Here is an 18,619-nt window from a genome sequence, read left to right on the forward strand (position 1 = left end):
GCCCGGGCGTCGGCCTCGGCGGCGTGGGCCGTGCCGGGCAGGTTCACCGAGAGGGCGAGGGCGGCGGCGGCTCCGGAGACGGTGAGGAAGCCACGACGGCCGAAGTGACGGGCGGCGACGCGGAGTTCGGGATCGTGCTGCTGGGTGTGCCGATATGCGGACGGCATGGGCCCTCCCCTGACGACGGTTGTCGCCGTCATTGCACGACGCCGAACAGGAACGCTGGCTGTCGTCGACTCGATCGGGTGATCTTCTGGCTTGCTGAGCGTGAAAGTGGGCCTTCCGTACAGCTCGTGGGTGTCGAATCCAACCGAGCAACAGGAGGCCCCTGGTGCTGCAGTCTTCCGTGTCAGCGCCGGTGTCGTCCAACTCGGATGCCCTGACGTGTGATTGCCTCGCTCACTGGTTCGGGGACGTCCGGGATCGTTCGCACAGGCGGGCGACCCGTCCGTCATGAGCGACGCGGAGTGGGCCGTCGTGCGTGACGCGCTGCCGGTCCCGCTTCCCTCGGGCTTCGCGCAGGAGGACACCTCTTGCGGCTAAGACCGTGTCCTATGTGGTGAGGCGGTCGTTGAGGTCGTCATGGGGGGTGTCCGATTTGGGGGTCAGTACCTCCGGTCCCCTGCTGGAAGCAACCATCCAGCCAACGGTTCAGCCGCCCTTGGGTGCAACCTTCTGCTCGCTTGGGGCGGGCTGTAGCAAGGCGCGGCGTGAACCAAGCTAGCTCCCAGCACCAGGCCGCCCACCGCTCGGCGTGCGCGAACAGGCCGGAGCGTTCGGTGAGCATCGCGAGGACCTCGTCGCGCGCGGCGTCCACGGCCTGGTGCTCGGTGTCGGTAACGATGCCGAGCCGCCTCACGGGCGCGGATTTGTCTTCGCCGTTCCACTCCCAGCGGGTGAGGTCAGGCGGGATCACCAAATCCACGCTGAGGTCGAAGGTGTGCAGGCCGTCCGTCGTACGGCAGGCGGGAGGCTCGAAGTTCACGTATCAGTTCCACGGCCCGCCGCTCGTGTAGCAGGCGTTGACCCTGAACCATGCCGCCGGCGGCTTCCATAGCAGCAGCTCGGTCTCCTGCCACACCGCGCACGCGAGCTCCCACATGCCGGTCGCCATCGCGTCGAACGCCTCCGTGCGCACCGACCGGTCGCCATCGTCGCGGCCCTGGCATACACATACAGGGCCGGCCAGCGGGTCTCGGCTCCCGGCTGGCAGGCGCCACCAGGCCCTCATTCGTGTCGGCGACGACGAGCAGAACGTGCTCGCTCCAGACACGGCCCGTGCGGTGCACGTCGCGCCGTACGACCGTGGGGCCCTTGTCGAAGCATGGTCACCGCCCAGGCGCGCCCGGGCGGTGGGCAAGCCGCCGGCCGGGGAAACGGCTTGCCCGGGCTCCCTTTGGGCTTGCCTGGGCTACCGGGGCCGCCCCATCCCGAACACGCCGCGGCTCCTGGCCGCCGGAAGGTCGGCCACCGCGCAGGCACCAGCCTGTTCCGCCTAGCGGCGCGAGGCACGTTCAGCTGTGGTCCGAGCGCTCGCTGCGTCCGCGCACGGCCCGCACAGGCCGTCGCTCTCGCTGCCCCAGGACCGGTGCCCTTGTAGGCGGTCGACCTCCAGGAGCATCGCGGGCACTCCGGCGTCCGGGACGCGCATCGTCGGGCGGCGTACTGGGTGTAGCCGGAGTGGAGCTTGCGGCCGATCTAGGTCTGCCACGACAGCGGTGTACCGAACCCGGCCCCGGTGAGCACGGCGGCGGCGTGTTCGTCGTAGCCGTCGCTGGCGACCGGCTCGCCTTGGTCGTACTCGAGCTTGCGCAGCGCGGAGATCCGTACGTTCTTCGGCAGCCGCAGCTTGGCTTCCTTGTGGCCTTCCTCGGTGAGCATCCACAGCTGGTGTCCCAATTCCAGATGCGCCGGACCGCCGGGTGCCTGGGTCGTTGTCGCGAGTGTCGGATGGGTGGCGCCTAAACCTCATCGGCCCCCTTCTGGTGACCGCTGGCGGATGGGACGGCCTGCGCCTTGTCCCGCCGCACACCATCTGGGGATGCTGCCAAGGGGATCCGTACACCCTCATACAGTGCTATCTAGACGCCGAGGTTCGAGGACCCAACTTGGATGCGGCTGACGTCGCCAGTAACCAGTGGACCATGTCGTGGCGGGTCGAACAGGTCGTGCGCGGGGGTGAGGTCACTGACTCGCTTCTCATCAGCGCGGTTAAGATCACGGGGCTGTCGGCCTGGTGGGCTGCGCGGCCGGCAGGTCGATCCGCTTGCGGGCCAGGAGATCGAGGAGCTGGCACCTGGTCTGCAGGCGCCACTTCCTTTGTCTCCTTCCTTGGAAGAAGTGCCGTCGTTCCTCCCGGCGTGGCTCAAGGTTGCTCGCCGTTGTTCTGTGCCTCTGGAGGCGGTGGAACCCTGTCAACGGTCCGGATCCCTGCGGCTGCAGTTGCTCGACGTCGTCAACGCGGCCGAGACGCTTCATCGGGCTCTGCACGACGAACCGACTGAGCAACCCTTTCGCGACACGTCTTCGTGATGCCCTCAAGGAGTCGGGAGGCTTCAACTCCGGCAAGCGTCGCGACGTGCATACTGGGTGAAGATCTTCGTCGGCATCAGGCTCGAAAAGCGCCTGCTGACCTTGCAGAGGAACGGGGCCCTGAGGTATGCGAGGGGCTCTTCCGCGGTGCCACCGAGCCCTGGTCCTATGTCACAGGGCCGGCGCTAAGGTGTCTCACCAGCTCAAATACCTCTCAGAACGGATCGCGGCTGTGCGCGACGAGGCGCCTTGTTGTATCCCCGGCGAGCCGCCTGGGCAATGCCCCAAGGCCCCCACATTTGGGAAGCGACGCTGAAGGACCTCATTAACGCGCGAGGTCGCGTTGGCGCACTCGCCAGTGCGGTCCGTCGGACCGTGGGCGTTGGAGGATGAAGGTATCGACCGCCTTCAGGTCGCCGTGGGGGCCGTTGAAGGTGTAATATGTGACGTTCATCCGGGTCAGGCCGCCGGGCCGGTGGCCGGGGTCGACGTCGAAGGCGGCGAAGCCGTGTGTGTGCTTGCGGTCCTGGACGGCGGCCCAGGGGGCGTCCTCTGTGACCCAGACGGAGTCCTTGTGATCAGGCAGGGCCGGGCTGGACTGATCACTGAGAGCGACGATGACCCGGCCCTGCGGCGTCTCGAAGAGCCGGTCCTGGTCTGTGGCGAAGTTCCCGCCCCCGCCGATGATCATATGGACTGTGCCCCGACTGGTGTCGATGAGGTCGGTGCGTGTAGAGGCAGGAATGGGTGTACGGGTGTGGTTCGGGAGCGCGCCGCGCAGCGGGTGTGAGCGCTCGTAGTGGTGTTCGTGGCCGCTGACTACGAGGTCGACGCCGTATGCGTCGAACAGAGGTCCCCAGGCCTCGCGCACTCCGAGGTCACTGCCGTTGCTGGCGCGGGAGCTGGAGATGAACGGCTGGTGCATGCAGACTACGATCCAGTCGATGTGGCGGCCCGCGCGTGCCGCCTTCAGCTCCCTCTCCAGCCAGCGGCGTTGGGCGCCCCCGGAGTAACCACGGATATACCTGTCCCCGCCGTCCTGGATGGCCACGTCGTCATTGTTCAGCAAGATGAACCGGACCGAGCCGACGGTGAATGCGTACCACATCCCGCGGGTTTCCTCGTCTGAGTCTGCGGAGGACTTCGGCAGCGCGAAGTATGTCTGGTAACCGGTCATCCCGATCGGGCCGTTGTCCTTCTCGTTCTCGTGGTTGCCTGCGCAGGGCATCCACGGGCGGAACCGGGCCGAGCGGCTGTTGTTGATGAACCACTCAGCCCAGGTGTGAAGGCGGTTCTGTCCGAAGTACAGGCTGCCAACTGGGGCGTAGCAGAGGTCGCCGTTGACAAGGTTGAACAGCGGGGCGATGCGTTCGACAGCCGCGACGATGTCGCCGGCCGCGGGAGAAGCGATCTGGCTGTTTGTGTACAGCGGGTAGGGGCCGGTAGGCGAGGGCACCCCGTCCGGAAGGGTGATCAACCGGCGCAGATCGGGGGTTGCCTGGTCGCCGAAGCTGGTGAAGGTGAAGGGGTGCCGACCGCAGGGTGCGGTAGTGAACGACCCTATCTGCGCAGTGGTTCCGTCATGCCCGGCCGCATACAGGTATGTGGTCGCCGGACGCAGACCCGTCAGGCGCGCATGGTGGACGCAGACCTCCTCCTTGGACAGCCCGTCCCGGTAGGTCCGCGTTTCAGCGCTTACGGCCAGGCCGAGCCCGCCATCGGCCGATCCGAGCCTGACCTGTGGGCGGCGCACCGACTGCGGGGTGATCCATGAGACGGTCATCTCTGACGAGGGATCCGTCCCGAACTGCAGGTGCAGGCCCGTCACGCTGGGGGTCCCCGCTTGGTGCGGCCGCACCTGCAGCAGCGGCGAGGATCCGGCGGCCGGGGTTGCGCCCACACCGCCGCCCACCAGCGCGGCACCCACAGCACCGCCCCCGACCAGGATCGATCTGCGCCTGATCTCCATGAATCGCTTCACCTCACCGACGCCCTCTTCGGACAAAGGACTAAAATTGCTGGACCACCAGGCAGCTGGCAGTCGCCGCATGGACAGCCCACTTCCGCAAGGACACGCATCCCGCGGATCCCTTCGGTCAGCCAGCCTCCAGCCTGAAGAAGTCCACGTCCAGTAGGCGTCATGGCCAGTGAGCGCATACAGGCGCGCTTTCCGGCCTATAATCCAGACCAGGCAGACCAATGGCAGCTGAGCCCCCGCCCCCGAAGCACCGGCGGACCTGGCCCTGCCCGTTCCCGCGCCGCCGCCTGGCCCGCCATCCACGTACCGGGACGAGCCCACCACCAGAACCACCGCGGCCGCCGCCGCCTCAGCATGTGCACGCTCCGTCCGGGCTTGTAGTCAGTCACCATCCATCGGCCACTTTTCGCCGTCGCCATCGCCACGTACCGGAGCGGCTGGTTGCTCGGCAGCAGAGTGGGCTCTCGGCCTCGAATGGGCGGGACCGGTGACATCCACCCAGGCCACATCCCGGGACCACGGCCCGGACCCTCAACGGACGGCATAGCGTTCGGTCTACGCCGATCCAACCTACTCGAACCCGCCACGTGCGCAATCTCCAGCCCCCCGAGTCGGGGTCCGCAGAACCGTCGACACTGAGCGGAGCCTCCTGGTCACCAATGCGGAGCATCGTGTCTTCGGCGGAAAGGGCTGTCTCGAAGATCTCCCGAAGCCGCCCTGCGTCCTCGCCCTTCGGCAGGTAGAGAGTGCCGGACCAGTGCGGAAGCCCGACGAACGTCTCATGACCTGCGCCTGAGACACTCCCCTGGCCTCTTTCCAGTACCTCAGCCTGACTCTGCACGTGTCCCCCACGACGCCTTAGAGGTCCTAACAGAAGTTGTTGATCAAGTGACCGTCGTGCGCTGCAGCACAAACTGGCTGCTCTGCGAGACGCGGTGGGCGCGGCGGTCTACGTCAGCAGCTACACCGACGGGGAGATCCATATCTCGCGGTACTCCGACGGGCCCCAGGCGCCGCGCGTGTATGAGTGGGTGGACTTCCGCGCCGCGGCCCACGCCAGTGCGGTGGGCAAGAGCCTGTTGGCACAACTGCCGTTCGAGCAGCGCATGGAGCACCTCTCACGCCATCGGGCCGCCCGTTTGACCTCGCGCACCATCACCGATACGCGCCAGCTGTTCGCGACCATTGACGAGCACGGCCCCCATGCAGCGCAGTTCGACCGCCAGGAGTACTCCACCAGCGAAGTGTGTGTGGCTATTCCGCTCGATCTGGGAAACCAGGCCGATGCCCTGGCCCTGTCCATGCCCGCCGACCAGCAACACCGCTTGGAAGAGGCCGCGCAGATCCTGTCCGATCAGTCCACCGTGGTCCTGCTGTCGCTTCTCCTGGCTGGCAATCCGCCCGTGGAGCCGACTGGCGCACCAGGGCAGGAGATCATCGTCGTCCCACCTAGCGAAGTCCTCCAGCAGAGGTCCGAACCGATCACAGTCCTCACCAAGCCCACTCTCCCACCGGCGCCGGTTGAACAGCCACCTTCGCGGGACAGCCGCCACGAAACGAAAAAAATGAGGAGCCTGAGCAACCGCCAGCCATGGACTGGGACGAGGTCGTCGTCGGCCGCGAGGAACACGTCGTGACCCTCGAACCGATCAGCGCCACCTGCGCCGCGGTCCTATAAGCGGGATCATCAGGTATCGGCGTCCGCACAGACGTCGATACCACTCCTGCCAGGAGGACCGGTGCAGACCAAGCGCAGATCGCTGTCCGGCATCCTGCAGAACGCCTGGTCAAGGCGGCGGGCGACGTCGACGCGCTGGACGCGCAGGACCTCGACCCGTCCGGTACCACACATCTGCGCATCGCCGAGGAACTGGAATCGGCAAGCCGCGCGGACGGCGGGACTGTGCCAGTCGACCATGTGTGCGTCTGGTACGCGAAGGCGGGGCGGGCGGCCGACGCGGTCGCGGTGCGGTGGGACCGGCTCCGTGTCGAGCGGTCGCTAGCTGCGTATCAGCAGCTGCGGTCTGCCGCCCGGGCCACGGAACGCTGGGAGGCTAAGCGCGTGGTGGCGCTGGCCACGTTGAGCGAGGACGCCCGTGGTGACAGCGGCGGTTGGTACGGCGGGCCCAAGCTGATCGATGTGCTGCTCGACGACGGCGCCCTGGACGCCGACTGGCGGGATGCGGCCAGGCCGGTGACCGGCAGTGTGAGCAGCTCGCCGACCTGTCGCGTCAGACACATCCAGCCGAGGCGCTCGGCGTGCCTGCGGCTGCTCGAACAGGTGAAGAGGCAGACCGGGGAGCGCGCCTACGAGCGCCTGGCGGGACTGCTGATGGGTGCACGTGACTCTCACCGCACGCTAGGGACCGAGGACGCGTTCACCGTGTACCTCGCCCTGCGCACAGAACTGAAACACAGGCGGAAGCTGATGGGCATCCTCGACGGGCACGGGCTGTGAGCGAGGGCAGGCCACGCCCAGAAGGGGGCATTTCAGTGTGTCCACAAAAGCAAGACCCGCCCCGTCGCACGAGCCAGTCAGCCAGTCCCACGTGAGTCATCGTCGCTCTGGCACTCGACGGCAACACCACCCGCGAACAGAGTCGGCACCGCCGGTGGCCTCATTTTCTGCTTCATCTCTTCGATGACTTGAAGTCCCGCGATGTATCCGGGCGAGTTAGAGCACTCGCACTCATCAAAAGGCTTGTAGCACTCGTCGCACACAATGTACCCCTGCAGATCAAGACGTCATTTTCTGTCCCTGCATTGCGCGCCCGTTGTCTCCACTGGCAAGGCCCGGTGGGTGAAGACAGGCCCCGCAGTGGCACCCACTCCAATCAGCACCCGCCAGCTTTCCTCGATCGCTCTGGGAGGTGACGTTGGGACGCCCTCGAACCAAGAAAGCGATTCCAGGAGGCTCTGCTCAGTACCCTGAGCACCAGCCTCCCTGGTGATTGGTTGGTGATGCGGCGGGTCGCGGGCACATTCCGCCCTCGACCGTACAGCAAGTGCGCCGGCGAAGAGCGGGTCTCGGTGCCCAGGGAGATGAGCACGTGAAGGACCAGAGTTTCGGACCTGTATGGATCTCTGATTCGCAGAGCCTGTCGCCCTCCGTACCATCAAGGACCATGTAGATCGAAGGCCCAAAGTGCCCACTCTCCTCGCCACAGGATGAGACGTCGCCATCAAGCAGTCCGAAAACTGTGCGCCCTGGCCGCTCGTCACTCGACAAGGCAAAGCGCCCTGGACACAGTCTGTCACGGACATCCTGCTGCGTGAATGCCTCGCACACCCGGGGACGCTCAGCGAGGTGCCGCCGTCCTTCACTGGCGTCGCCACTGGTTGGTGAGGGGGCCGCCGAGAGGAAGGAGGAGACCCGGCTGCTGCTCTGGTTCACTCCCCCCGGGACCCGGCGCTGATCGCGAAATGGATCAGCTACCAGGTTCTCGCCTCCGAGGCGCCGACTGTCGCCGCGGGTACGAGGCCCCCTTGCGGGACCGGAGCGGGAGGACGGGCTGGAGGTCTGCGACCACACCGAAGCGCCTACCCCCTGGGACGGTGGCTCCCGACCAGCGGCGGGTCTTCCGGGCCGGGACCATGTCCGGGGAACAGGCCGTCGAGCTAGAGGGGCTGGGATCTTGTAGGACACCGCCGACGCCGCCTTCGAGACGCCCCGCCGCCGCGCGGGCTTACCACGCCCAGCGCGGAATCCTCGCCGCACCACGAGAGGGGTTGCACTGGACGAGCCCGTCGGACAGGTGGCTGACCAACATCCGCCGACTGGAACCCCGCCGTACTTGGACCGTCGACTGGCAACGTCACTACACCTACCTGCGGCAGCTCCACGCCGGAAGGCGCCTGCCTCACCGACATCGTGCCCGGCGTCACCCGACACAGAGACGACATCGGACACTGGCTCGCCGCCCAACGGCGGGACTTCGACAGGTTGAACGCTGAGCAGTAACGCTGTGGGACCAAACCTTCGGGAGAGCCCGTGATCAAACTCCGGCAGGTCGCGTCAGAGCGGGCGCGGGGTTGGTCTCGCGACGCTGCTTCTTGCGCGTTCTGGACATCGCCCGCTCCAGGCGTCCGGGCAGCCGGTCGGGGCGCTGCGGGTAGCGGGGCGCCGACGCTGCGGGCGGGGCCGGCCAATTGGGCGGCGTGGGTGGGAAGAGCAAGAGCAGTTCCTGCAAATCGTCGATAGATACCGCTGCTGCCCCGCGGTCGTCGTGCTGGTGTTGGCGGGGCGCGGCGGGTGGTGCGGCTGGGTTATGTGGCAAGACTGCGGGCCGTGCGCGTGAGGTGCTCTCCGGGCGTGGCCGGGCCGGGCGTGGTGTGGCCCCGTCGGGGCGTCTCCTGTGGCTGCTGGGGGGTGCTGTGCAGATGAGTGCCGATCAGGTATCCGATCAGCAGTCCGCCGATGGCGAAAACCTTGTGGCAGTTGGCCTTCCACCAGGTCGGTGCCGGGGACTCGATGAGCACTCCTACGACGGTCGGAGCTTTCGCCAAGACCGGGTCTCCTTCTCGCTCGGGAACGGGGTGGCGCGTGGGGTGGGTGTGCTGCCAGCGGTGGTGTCGCGCCGTGATCGGTCGAGAAGGAGCGGGACGCGCCGCAGGTGCAGGTTCAGACGTAAGGGTCGAGGCGGTTGTCGTCGCGGTTGGCGTGACGTTGGCGGGGTGGCTGTCGTGGCTTCCGTGGAAGGTGCCGACGCAGAACTCGGTGTCCTGCAGCTTCAGCAGATTTGCTTCGGTGCGCGGTGGTGGTGCTGGGCGGGGCGAGGTTCGGTGTCAGTGCTGGAGCGGGCGGACATTGTCGGTCGCCGAAGTCGTCGTCCACCGGGGTAAGGGTGGGGTGCATGCGGGTCGAGCACGGGAGTCGAACGAGTCTTACTGCGGCGGATAGTGGTGGATGATGGGCCGCAGGGTCAGGCCGCGCAGGGCGAAGATGCTGGCCAGCGCCCACATGAGGGCGGCGAGCCCGGTGGCGACGGCGCAGCCTCCGGCTAGGGCGGCGGACCAGATCATGGCGAGGCTGCCGATGCCGAACTGCACCCAGGCACCGGCGTGGCCGAGGAACCCACCGATGAGTCCGAGCAGCCCGGTCAGCTGCCAGAACGGTTACAGTGCGGCCGGGGCAACAGCCAGGTGCGCGGCCTGGTCGAGGTGATGTCACCGGCGGCGTCCACCATTGTCACGATGAGGCTGGGCCCGCCGAACAGCGCCACCGCCTTGATCGAGTTGGCGACCTCGTGCCGGCTTGCGTGCCTGGCTTGGAGGACCTCTTTCCACCGCTGGTAGAGGAATTCGCCCTCGTGTCAGGACTCCTTCCACGCGGTGCACAGCCGCGCGAGGCGCTGCCTGTTCTTGCGGGCCGGGGGCAGTTCGAACTGGTCGGGGATGCTGTCCGGGCCGGACTGGCCGTTCTTTCTGCCTGTCGTTGTTGGGCATGGTGCAGCTGTTCCTTCGGGGAAGGGTTGGTGGTGAGTGGTGGCGGGATGGCCGGAACTGGTCAGCGAATCTCGTTGCGGGTGCGGGCGAAGAACGCCCCGCGCGTGGTGCTGTTGATGTGGTCCTCGGTGTGGTAGATAGCATCCTCGTAGACGTTCTTCGTGACGGCAGAACGCGCCTTACTGATCGCGCTGCCGATGACGGTGGCAGCCATGGCAAGGCCCGCGAACGGCAGGGTGATTATCAGACGCCGTTCCTCGTGACTGAGGCCAGAGCCGGTCTGTAAGCACTTGCTTTTCGCTCCGCGGTGGGAGGGTGCAGTGGCTCCACCGGGTGTAAGAAGTTGATCTGGCTCCACGCCGACACAGGGCGTGGTCCGTCGTTCATGCTCACGTCAGAGACTGTGCCGTGGCCATGGTCGTGTCGGAGGCCGGGGCGGTTTCGTCGCGCATCGAACTATTTGCGGAGACCCGCAGGAACAAGCGCCTTGACCCGACGCTGCCTCAGCGCGCGTTGGCGGAGAAATCACCGAAGGACCGTCCGGTGGGCGCTTCAGTCGGCCGTTATGCCACCACGAAAGACGCCCAAACTCCAGGACGCGACGCTGTGGGCGACCAGACCTCACCGCGCAAGCAGAAACACACCGACCTGACATCCAGCAGCGGCTGGCCGCCGCTCGCGGCGGATCACGGCTCGCATGACGGTCAGTCGGCAGACAGGTTGACCGGGACGATGTCCATCTCGGAATTGATGAGCAGGGCGTCGGGCGTGCGGGTACGGGTGACCCCATCTGTCACAGAGGTGCGTTCTCGGCGTTGGCCTACTGCCTCCATGAACGAAACAGGACAACTATATCATAGCATGATCATGGATTCGGGGGTGTTCTTCATCGACTAGGGAATAGGTCCGCCGATCGGGGGCGGGGCACAGCCGGTCGGGCAGTGCCCCGGTATGGGGCGTCAGGCCAGTACGGGCGGCGCGTCGGAGTACTCCATGTCCGGCTCCGGCGGGATCGGCTCGCCGGTAGCGAAGTCCGTGCAGTAGGCGTCGAAGATTTCGGCCCGATTGAGTGGGTGGGCGGTGCAGCCGCTCAGCCGCCAGCCCAGGACGCGGGAGGTGCCATCGCTACGGCTGGTGCGTACGACTGCGCCGCCGATGCAGCCAGACGTCAGGGACAGCAGCACGACGACGTCGACGGCGGCTTCCACATCCATTGCAGTGGCGTCACCGAAGTTGTGGAACGGAAGGGTGAGCACGACATCTTGGGCACGGTCTCTGACCGAAACGACCAGGGTGTGACACCCGTCGCCGACAGCATGAAGCATCCCCTTCAGCAGGCGGGCAGCACGCTCTACGGCGGGGTCCATCGGGGGAAGGCTGTAGGTCATGGGTCTACCTCGCTTTCGCATCTGCGCTCGGTGCTACGGGGGTGCTACTCCCCCGCCACGGGGGGGGGGAGCCGGGGCGCAGCCGGGGTGCTGCTCCCCAGGGGGTGAGTCAGTCCTGGACGAGTCGCAGGTGCGGGGCCCGGGCGGCCGTGTCGACGGCCGGGGCGCACCACTGAATGCTGCCCAGGACAACCAGGTCCGTCACGTCACCGAAGCACTTGGAGAGCGTTGGCGGACATGCGGACGTAAAAGAAGAACGCGAGTGCGTCGAGTTCCTTAGAGGTCCTAACAAAGGCGTTGGACGTGGCGGTGGGTGATGAGGCAGGTGGCGAGGCCGAGGAAGGCTTCGTGGATGTCGTCGCGTCTCTCCCAGCGGATGCGCAGGCGGCGGAAGCCGTGCAGCCAGGAGATCGTGCGCTCGACGACCCAGCGGAAGATGCCCAGGCCGGAGCCGTGCGGCTGTCCGCGTTCGGCGATCACGGGCCGGATACCGCGTTTCCACACCAGCCGCCGGTACTTGTCGTGGTCGTAGCCCCGGTCGGCGAAGAGCATGTCCGGTCTTCTGCGTGGCCGTCCGACGACGCCGGCCACGGGTGGGACCTTGTCCAGCAGGGCCAGAAGTTGGGTGACGTCGTTGCGGTTGTCGCCGGTCAGCGACACCGCGAGCGGGACGCCCTGGCCATCGACAAGGACGTGGTGTTTGCTGCCCGGCCGTGCGCGGTCGACCGGGCTGGGACCGCTTTTGGGCCCCTGCGAGCCGCCCGCACATGGGAGGAGTCGATCACCGCCCGAGACCAGTCCAGCTGCTTCGCCGACCGCAGCTTCTTCAGCAGCACCACGTGCAGCTGGTCCCACACGCCGGCCTCGTTCCAGGCGGCCAGGCGTCGCCAGCACGTCATGCCCGAACCAAAACCGAGCTCCTGCGGCAGATACTCCCACTGGATGCCGGTGTGCAGCACGAACAGAATCCCGCACAGGGCCTGCCGGTCCGGCACTCGCGGCCGGCCCGCCACCAGCTTCGGCACCGGCTCGGGCAGTAACGGCTCGATGAGCGACCACAGTTCGTCCGACACGATCCACGGCCGCGACTGACGTTTCCCCACGCCCCGACCAACGAGCAGACAAGCCGACGGTCACTTGATCAACAACTTCTGTTAGGACCTCTAAGGGAGAAGGCCATTGAGGTCAGCAGCCCGGCGACCAGGTCGCCTCTCACCCAACCACCGGGCAAGCGCCGCTGCTGCTGCCAGCACTGCAACCGCCGCAGTACCGCCCCCCAGCACCATCAGCCACGTGCCCGAGCATGGGCCCAGCTCATCTTCAGCGCCGGCACCCACGCTGTCCCAGCGCGCGCCTGTCCGGCGCCCAGCTCGACGACACCCTCGCAGCGCCTGCCCCCACCGCCCCACCGTCCTGCGCGCGTCAACCGGCGCGGCCCTGCCCGGCTGGCGCTCCCCATGGCCGCACCAAGGCCGCCAACGAGGCGCTGGCGCTCGCCGCACGCGCCGTGGTGTTGCGGCCGCGGGCGGTCTACGGCGCCGGGGCCCCACACGTGGTGCGCCCCGGCTGCTGTCCCGCATCCCACTACTCATGCTGCCCGGGGCCCAGCGTCCGCCATGACAGATGGCTGCGGCCTGCGGCGCCGGGCAGGTGCGAAGTGGCCTGGTGCTGGCCGGTCTCGCGGTGGCTGGGACATCCAGGAGAGGACCGTTCAGACTGACTCAGCCGCTCTCGTCATGGTGATGCCGATCCCGAATTTCCTCACAACTACTCTTCGCCCCAGTTGGTTCACGGAGTGAACCAACTGGGGAACCCGGGGAGCGAGCGTGGGCGTGACGTGGTTGCTCTTCGACGGGTGTCAGAGCTGTGGGTGACCGGGCCAACCTGGGCTCTTCCGGCTTCCAGACCCGCCCGGCTTTGCCGGGGTGAACAGCAGGCAGCGGTAGCCGTCGAACTTAGGGTGTCGGGGGCGGCGACCAGCGCACGGGGCTGCCCCCAGGGTCCCGTCCTGTCATCCCAGACCCTGAAGGCCGCAGCATCTGCCTACCCTCCCGGCCGCCGTGATCCCGCTGCCTGTCGCCGCACCCTCTTCCTCGGGCGGCTCGTGCACTGGGGTCTGCCGGTCCGCGCGGGGTGCTAGAAGGAGGCGTGTTTGCCGATGTACTTGGTCTTGTCGCAGCTTCGATGCCCTTGAATCGCACGCGTATCGTGACGTCGGTGCCCTGCTCGAACCCGACCAGGTCTAGCCGAGGGTCTTGCCCCTTGCGGTGTGCCGTTTGCTGACCGGTCGCCGTCCCGCGTGACCGGGCGGGTGCCCAGCGCGCCGCACGCGCACGGCGAGGAGGTCGTGTCCAGGGCGGTGGGGAAGATCATCAACCAGGCCAGCAGCGACGCAGTCCACCGCTCGGCGAGAAACTCATGCACCTCCTCCTCGCCGGCCCGGCCATGTGGGCCGACAAGGAGAGCGTGGGGGAAGGCCGTGGCAGGCGATGGCGAGCAGGTCCTCCCGGCTGTCCCACCCGTTCGCGAGCAGCCTGGCGGTCGGACAGAAAGGGACGACGATCTCTTGCTGCAGCATATTGGTACCGCTGGTACCGCGGATACCATGTCGGATTCTTCGAAGGCCATGAACCTGCGGTTCCCCGACCCTCAGCAGCGTGAGGCCATCGCGGCCGCTGCGAGGGAGGCCGGTGTCAGCATGCAGGAATATGTCCTCACCGCTGCATACGAGCGGGCGACCTCAGTCAAGCGGCACTTCCTCACCGCGTTCGAGCGGTCCATGGGCCGTAGCGGCGACGCGTTCACGGCCGAAGCCGACTCGCTGGACCCGATCGGTGAGCAGCGCGCGGCGGAGCGTGCTGCGCGCGCCGAGTTCGAGAGCACGGAACGGGGTCACGCGGCGTGACCCAGCCCGAACCGCGGCACACCATCGACGTGCCGTTCCTTCTTGCTGCCGCGGAGTTGCTCCCCGGTGATCCCCAAGTCGACGACCTCGGGCCCTTGTACGCGGCCGTAGCCCGGGTCAACGCGCGCCCCATGGGGGTCTGGGATGTCTACGGCTCGGTGTTCCTGAAGGCGGCCGCTCTGCTGGAGACACTGACCCGGTTGCCGTGCCTGGAGCACTCCAACGACGCTTTCGCCTGGCACTCCTGCGAGGCGTACCTGGACTTCAACGGCTACCCGCTCGAATACGAGCCGAAGGATGCCGTCGCACTGGTACGGGACTCCGCAGCCCGGCAGATCGGGGTCTACCAGATCGCCCGCCAGCTGCGCACCTGGCCGGTGTCCGACCAGGGCTGAACGTCAGCGGCGGTCGGGCCCGCGACTCAGGCGCGCGGATTGCCCTGCGCTCGGCTTCCTCCGGGCGAGTGCCTGCTGGTGGACCTCGGGGTCGCGTTGCGCCTCGATGGCCTGACGCACGAGCGCGGCGAGGATGTCGGGCGGCAGAGCCTCGGCCTGCGTCGTGACTGCACCTGAGAACGATCGTCGGTCGGAGCAGGTCTGGAATCCGCCCATGCCCCTCCTGGTCCAGCGGCCCGCCAGCGGCGAGAACCGTCCGATCTCCTCGGGCGCCGCCGTATTCGGCGGCGGTGTTGCCGAGGGTTCGGGTCATCTGCCGGATCGCCGCGACTTCACCGGCTCCGACCCGTAAGGCCCCGGCCGGTGCGGCGGCCACCCGGTGGGTGATGGCCTCGGCGTCGGGGAGGTTCAGCGCCGACAGCACGAACGCGGCGGTCGCGGCCAGCATGGTGCGGCGTTCCATGTCACTCCTCCCCAGGGCAAGGACTGATCCCACGTGCGACGGACCGCGTGCGCCGCATGGTGTTCGTCTCCTCCGCCAGCGTCTACGGCACGGCAACCCCGAGGAGACCGACAGCCCCGACCTGCTGCCCATGCGCCAGTCGCTGGAGTCCGTGTACCGCCGCATCCCGCCCCAGTTCCACGAGTTCACCCGCATGCCGCCCAAGTCCGTCTACGGCAACACCAAAGCGTGGGGCAAGGAGCAGACCGCCCTGGTATTGGGCCAGGTCGGCACGTCGCACACGATCGTCCGGTACTTCTCCGTCTACGGCGAACCCCAGACCATCAAGCCGCACTCTCACCAGCGGCGTGACCCTGGCCATCCGCACCGTGCCGGACGACTGCACCGTCACCGGCCCCGCACGCGTCCGAGACCAGCATCCGCCGCGGACGGTCCTGACGACGTCGTGAGAGTGCAAGGCTTCCAGCGCCCCAGCCTCTACATCGGGACGGGCCCGAGGCGGTCCCACGGCGAGGCGTGTGCTACGCCCCGCCACCCCCAATCCAGTACGGACTTTTCGGACTGGCCAGCCTGGAGGGGATGAACCTCATGAGGCTCATCCCCGAGGGTCCGGTGGCGGGCGCGCTGGTCCTCGCCACAGCGGGCGTCCTGCTCCTCAAGCAGAGCGTGTACCGCCCCTGATGGACCAGACGGGCCTTCGTGGAGAACGCGGTGGCTCTGCATCGGTGACCGCATCACCGCACCAGGCGAGTGCGCACCCGACGCGCGGGAGTGGTGCGCCCCGAGCCTCCCCCAACTTGAAGTTGCTGGTCAAAGGCCTGGTGTGACCAGTGCTTGGGTACGTGCTGGTCGTGGGCGGAAGTCCTCGGAGAAGATCATGCGTCAGCGGTTGACTTCGAGGTTCGTCAGGTCGAGGAGAGCTCGCAGGAGCTGGGTGATGCGGGCGGGGTCGGTGTTGCAGCCTCGATTGGCCAGGCGGTCCTCCCGGCACCAGAACCAGGCACCGGCTGTCGGTCTGCTGGTGCCGGTCGATAGTCTTTCGGTATGTCTGAGCGTGCTGTCCCGGGCCGGGCAGAGGGCCTGGTCACTCTGGCCGCCGCGGACGATATGTGGGTCAGCCTGACGGCCGGTAGCGCGGTACCGACGACTTCTGCGGTATTCACCCGCTTTTCTTCTGATGTCCGGTCGGGGCGGTACATCATGCTCGGTGCCTGTTTGGTGGAGCTGGTGATGACGGGCGACGGCCAGTGCAGTGTTCCGCAGGCTGAGGTGCGCCGGGCAGCGGCGGCGTGGAACGCGGTGGAGATGGACGTACTGGACCTGGTCCGTATCGGTCCGTTCCGTGGTGTGGCGGAGCAGGAGCGCGCGTATGGAACACTGCGTGGTTGGCGTCGGCGCATCAGCTGGGAACTGCAAGAGGCAGATCATCCCGGACGGCAGGCCGGCCATGAGCCCGGATCGTGGTCTCATCTGGCGGGGGTCGACTGGCGGCGGCTGTTGGTGCAGCGGTTCCGTGACAGGGTGGAGCGGTCGTGGTGGCTTCCGCGTGCCGTGGTCAGGCTGCTGGACGCGGCCGAGCACACCGAAGCCGAGTGGCTGCACACCACGCGGGCCTGCACCGCGGACACAGCTGTCACCGAACAGCACCGCCGAAGTCCTCGGGTCACCGACAGCCAGTCCGCGACGGGCGTGAACGCTCCAGCCATCCCGCAGCGCCCGTATACGGGCGAGCTGCGAGGTCAGTTGTACTCAGTGCTGAGCCGCAAGCCCGGCATGTCCCGCCAGGTGGCCGGGTGGGTATGTGCCGTCTGCGGTACAGCACCGGCTTCTGTGCTGGATCACTGCCATGAACACGGCTACGTCCGCGCCCCGGTCTGCCCGTCCTGCAACACGCTGGAGCGCCCCGACCACCTGTACGACAACGACATCCGCGTCGCCAGCCGCTACCGGCGCCTCTTCGACACCGACGCGGTCGGCTGGCTGCGCCACTGGCACCGCTGTCCGGGCTGCCGCACCCGCACCACTCTGCCTCTGCCTCACCTCGCCGCATGGACCGCCCACACAGCCACCCGCACCCTGCGCCCCACCCACCCTGGCTCCCGCGGGCGCAAGCCCTGCGGAGTGCTGCGCGTCTCGTGGACAGGCAGCCAGAACACACCCCGCTCCTGCCTGCTCACCGTCTCCGTCGACTTCTGCCCCTCCGGTGAGCACCGCGTCCTGGCACGGGTGCCCTACCGGGAGGCCATCGAGCGGTTCGGCGCCTGGCTAGCCGAGACCGCCCCTGCTGTGGCGGCCGAAGCCGGCCCCGACCGCCTGGACGGCCTACCTGCCGAGCCGCGGCCCGTCATCGCCGACACCAGCGGCGAAGGCTTGGCGCTCTTCTGACCGAACACCAGCAAAGCGGCTCCACAGGCCGCCGGACCGCGTCCGGCGGCCTGTGCTCCGAGCTCGAAGGAAGCCAATGGCTGTCAGGTGGAGCCGTTGGTACGGCTGCGGGGTGTGATGCCGTGGACGGCGAGAGCGTTCCAAACTTGCTTGTACTCTGGCCGGTGCGTTCGGCGATCCGGCCGAAGACGTTCGCCCAGCTCGCGGCAGGATTCGGCGTCTCGACCGCGACGGCCTGGCGCTACGTCGACGAGACCCTGAACGTCCTCGCAGCCCGGGCGCCGGGCCTGCACGAGGCTCTCACCGGCCTGGGCGAGGGCGACCACGTCAACGTGGACGGCACCCTGATCCCCACCGACCGCATCGCCGCCGACGAGCCGTACTACTCGATGAAACACCGCAAGCACGACATGAACGTGCAGGTCATCACCCGCCCCGACGGCACACCACTCTGGTTCTCCCGCGCGACACCAGGCCACACCCACGACCTGACCGCGCCGCATTCTCACGGCATCGTCCAGGCCTGCCTGACCCGGCAGATCCCCGTCCTCGCCGACCGCGCCTACCAAGGTGCCGACGCCACCGTCCGCACCCCTCTACTACCACCACCGCGAACAACCCACCCACTACCAGCACTTCAACCACGACCACGCCAAACTGAGAGCGCCCGGGCGAACGCGCCTTCGCACAGTTGAAGTCCTGGCGGATCCTCCGGCGAGCCCGATGCCCCACCCGCCGCATCAGCACCAGCATCCAAGCTATCCACACACTGCTGACCTGCAGCTATTCAGGATGAAAACGGCTCACTGACCGTCCGCCGTCGAGACCTATTGTCGGCGCAGACCAGGGCAGCTCCTTCCACTATTCAGCGGCTAAGGCACACCGGATTTCTGACAGGTGCCGGGTTGGGTCGTCATTGGTAACAGCCTCAACTCCTCCAATATCTGGAGAGGGTTATACAAAGTTCCCCATTTGCGGCTGACGCCCCCTCTCGTAAATCGCATGCAAGATGCGTGCCCGCGCCATTACCCACTGAACGTCTTTCATCCTGAATAGCTGCAGGTCAGCAGAGTGTGAACGGCTCGGACGATGGTGCTGACGCGGCGGGTGGAGCATCGGGCTCGTCGT

Annotated in this window: 18 protein-coding genes and 2 pseudogenes; 8 read left to right on the forward strand and 12 right to left on the reverse strand. The window is 67.4% G+C overall.

Annotated elements, in window-relative coordinates; all coding sequences use genetic code 11:
• The 5 genes from ACZ6C1_RS37295 to ACZ6C1_RS37315 form a co-directional block, all read right to left on the reverse strand.
• Positions 1 to 167, reverse strand: a 167-nt coding sequence (locus tag ACZ6C1_RS37295) for a twin-arginine translocation signal domain-containing protein (protein ID WP_469247527.1), incomplete at its 3' end; no start/stop codon positions are given.
• Positions 168 to 580: 413 nt separating this feature from the next.
• Positions 581 to 985, reverse strand: a complete 405-nt coding sequence (locus ACZ6C1_RS37300; RefSeq protein WP_469247509.1) for a hypothetical protein — start codon at positions 983 to 985, stop codon at positions 581 to 583.
• Positions 986 to 988: 3 nt separating this feature from the next.
• Positions 989 to 1,138 (reverse strand): hypothetical protein, encoded by a 150-nt coding sequence (locus ACZ6C1_RS37305; RefSeq protein ID WP_469247510.1) that lies wholly within the window; start codon positions 1,136 to 1,138, stop codon positions 989 to 991.
• A 560-nt stretch (positions 1,139 to 1,698) separates the two neighbouring features.
• The gene (locus ACZ6C1_RS37310; protein ID WP_469247511.1) at positions 1,699 to 1,881 is read right to left on the reverse strand and encodes a hypothetical protein; all 183 of its coding nucleotides are present in this window, start codon (positions 1,879 to 1,881) and stop codon (positions 1,699 to 1,701) included.
• Positions 1,882 to 2,857: 976 nt separating this feature from the next.
• Positions 2,858 to 4,501 (reverse strand): purple acid phosphatase family protein, encoded by a 1,644-nt coding sequence (locus ACZ6C1_RS37315; RefSeq protein WP_469247512.1) that lies wholly within the window; start codon positions 4,499 to 4,501, stop codon positions 2,858 to 2,860.
• 923 nt (positions 4,502 to 5,424) lie between these two features.
• Between ACZ6C1_RS37315 and ACZ6C1_RS37320 the strand changes: the two genes are divergently transcribed.
• Complete coding sequence (locus ACZ6C1_RS37320; RefSeq protein WP_469247528.1) at positions 5,425 to 6,147, forward strand: IclR family transcriptional regulator domain-containing protein; 723 nt, start codon at positions 5,425 to 5,427, stop codon at positions 6,145 to 6,147.
• Between the two features lie 50 nt (positions 6,148 to 6,197).
• On the opposite strand, the gene ACZ6C1_RS37325 is transcribed toward ACZ6C1_RS37320, so the two are convergent.
• Entirely contained in the window at positions 6,198 to 6,428 is a 231-nt protein-coding gene (locus ACZ6C1_RS37325) for a hypothetical protein (protein WP_469247513.1), read from the reverse strand.
• 144 nt (positions 6,429 to 6,572) lie between these two features.
• On the opposite strand from ACZ6C1_RS37325, the gene ACZ6C1_RS37330 reads away from it, so the two are divergent.
• Positions 6,573 to 6,968, forward strand: a complete 396-nt coding sequence (locus tag ACZ6C1_RS37330) for a hypothetical protein (RefSeq protein ID WP_469247514.1) — start codon at positions 6,573 to 6,575, stop codon at positions 6,966 to 6,968.
• A gap of 1,808 nt (positions 6,969 to 8,776) precedes the next feature.
• On the opposite strand, the gene ACZ6C1_RS37335 is transcribed toward ACZ6C1_RS37330, so the two are convergent.
• From ACZ6C1_RS37335 to ACZ6C1_RS37345, 3 genes are all read right to left on the reverse strand, one after another.
• Complete coding sequence (locus ACZ6C1_RS37335; protein ID WP_469247515.1) at positions 8,777 to 9,016, reverse strand: hypothetical protein; 240 nt, start codon at positions 9,014 to 9,016, stop codon at positions 8,777 to 8,779.
• Positions 9,017 to 9,394: 378 nt separating this feature from the next.
• Positions 9,395 to 9,559 (reverse strand): hypothetical protein, encoded by a 165-nt coding sequence (locus ACZ6C1_RS37340; RefSeq protein WP_469247517.1) that lies wholly within the window; start codon positions 9,557 to 9,559, stop codon positions 9,395 to 9,397.
• Between the two features lie 457 nt (positions 9,560 to 10,016).
• Complete coding sequence (locus ACZ6C1_RS37345; RefSeq protein WP_469247518.1) at positions 10,017 to 10,169, reverse strand: hypothetical protein; 153 nt, start codon at positions 10,167 to 10,169, stop codon at positions 10,017 to 10,019.
• 194 nt (positions 10,170 to 10,363) lie between these two features.
• On the opposite strand from ACZ6C1_RS37345, the gene ACZ6C1_RS37350 reads away from it, so the two are divergent.
• Positions 10,364 to 10,852: a hypothetical protein gene (locus tag ACZ6C1_RS37350; protein ID WP_469247519.1), complete on the forward strand. Its 489-nt coding sequence runs from the start codon at positions 10,364 to 10,366 to the stop codon at positions 10,850 to 10,852.
• 62 nt (positions 10,853 to 10,914) lie between these two features.
• On the opposite strand, the gene ACZ6C1_RS37355 is transcribed toward ACZ6C1_RS37350, so the two are convergent.
• On the reverse strand, positions 10,915 to 11,343 hold the full coding sequence (locus ACZ6C1_RS37355; RefSeq protein ID WP_469247521.1) for a hypothetical protein: 429 nt from the start codon (positions 11,341 to 11,343) through the stop codon (positions 10,915 to 10,917).
• A 285-nt stretch (positions 11,344 to 11,628) separates the two neighbouring features.
• A pseudogene (locus tag ACZ6C1_RS37360) lies at positions 11,629 to 12,446 on the reverse strand (IS5 family transposase).
• 1,502 nt (positions 12,447 to 13,948) lie between these two features.
• Between ACZ6C1_RS37360 and ACZ6C1_RS37365 the strand changes: the two are divergent.
• Positions 13,949 to 14,248: a hypothetical protein gene (locus ACZ6C1_RS37365; protein ID WP_469247522.1), complete on the forward strand. Its 300-nt coding sequence runs from the start codon at positions 13,949 to 13,951 to the stop codon at positions 14,246 to 14,248.
• Positions 14,245 to 14,643, forward strand: a complete 399-nt coding sequence (locus ACZ6C1_RS37370; protein WP_469247523.1) for a fic family toxin-antitoxin system, toxin component — start codon at positions 14,245 to 14,247, stop codon at positions 14,641 to 14,643. Before ACZ6C1_RS37365 ends, ACZ6C1_RS37370 begins: the two co-directional genes overlap by 4 nt.
• Positions 14,644 to 14,646: 3 nt before the next feature.
• Here the strand turns inward: ACZ6C1_RS37370 and ACZ6C1_RS37375 are convergent, their stop codons facing one another.
• Positions 14,647 to 14,859 (reverse strand): hypothetical protein, encoded by a 213-nt coding sequence (locus tag ACZ6C1_RS37375; RefSeq protein ID WP_469247524.1) that lies wholly within the window; start codon positions 14,857 to 14,859, stop codon positions 14,647 to 14,649.
• On the opposite strand from ACZ6C1_RS37375, the gene ACZ6C1_RS37380 reads away from it, so the two are divergent.
• From ACZ6C1_RS37380 to ACZ6C1_RS37390, 3 genes and pseudogenes are all read left to right on the forward strand, one after another.
• Complete coding sequence (locus ACZ6C1_RS37380) at positions 14,858 to 14,995, forward strand: hypothetical protein (protein ID WP_469247525.1); 138 nt, start codon at positions 14,858 to 14,860, stop codon at positions 14,993 to 14,995. The two genes, ACZ6C1_RS37375 and ACZ6C1_RS37380, sit on opposite strands and share 2 nt — an antisense overlap.
• 1,155 nt (positions 14,996 to 16,150) lie before the next feature.
• Entirely contained in the window at positions 16,151 to 17,491 is a 1,341-nt protein-coding gene (locus ACZ6C1_RS37385; protein ID WP_469247526.1) for an endonuclease domain-containing protein, read from the forward strand.
• Between the two features lie 185 nt (positions 17,492 to 17,676).
• Positions 17,677 to 18,287 (forward strand): annotated as a pseudogene (locus tag ACZ6C1_RS37390) (transposase family protein); the annotation flags it as partial.
• Between the last annotated feature and the right edge of the window lie 332 nt (positions 18,288 to 18,619).

It is taken from the genome of Streptomyces sp. NPDC041796 (genome assembly GCF_055590785.1).

Bases quoted from the DNA above. Each gene is read 5' to 3' on its own strand.
- ACZ6C1_RS37310 (WP_469247511.1), bottom strand. From the start codon at position 1,881: ATGCTCACCGAGGAAGGCCACAAGGAAGCCAAGCTGCGGCTGCCGAAG.
- ACZ6C1_RS37315 (WP_469247512.1), bottom strand. From the start codon at position 4,501: ATGGAGATCAGGCGCAGATCGATCCTGGTCGGGGGCGGTGCTGTGGGT.
- ACZ6C1_RS37325 (WP_469247513.1), bottom strand. From the start codon at position 6,428: ATGGTCGACTGGCACAGTCCCGCCGTCCGCGCGGCTTGCCGATTCCAG.
- ACZ6C1_RS37345 (WP_469247518.1), bottom strand. From the start codon at position 10,169: ATGGCTGCCACCGTCATCGGCAGCGCGATCAGTAAGGCGCGTTCTGCC.
- ACZ6C1_RS37355 (WP_469247521.1), bottom strand. From the start codon at position 11,343: ATGACCTACAGCCTTCCCCCGATGGACCCCGCCGTAGAGCGTGCTGCC.
- ACZ6C1_RS37365 (WP_469247522.1), top strand. From the start codon at position 13,949: ATGTCGGATTCTTCGAAGGCCATGAACCTGCGGTTCCCCGACCCTCAG.
- ACZ6C1_RS37380 (WP_469247525.1), top strand. From the start codon at position 14,858: ATGCCCCTCCTGGTCCAGCGGCCCGCCAGCGGCGAGAACCGTCCGATC.
- ACZ6C1_RS37375 (WP_469247524.1), bottom strand. From the start codon at position 14,859: ATGGGCGGATTCCAGACCTGCTCCGACCGACGATCGTTCTCAGGTGCA.
- ACZ6C1_RS37385 (WP_469247526.1), top strand. From the start codon at position 16,151: ATGTCTGAGCGTGCTGTCCCGGGCCGGGCAGAGGGCCTGGTCACTCTG.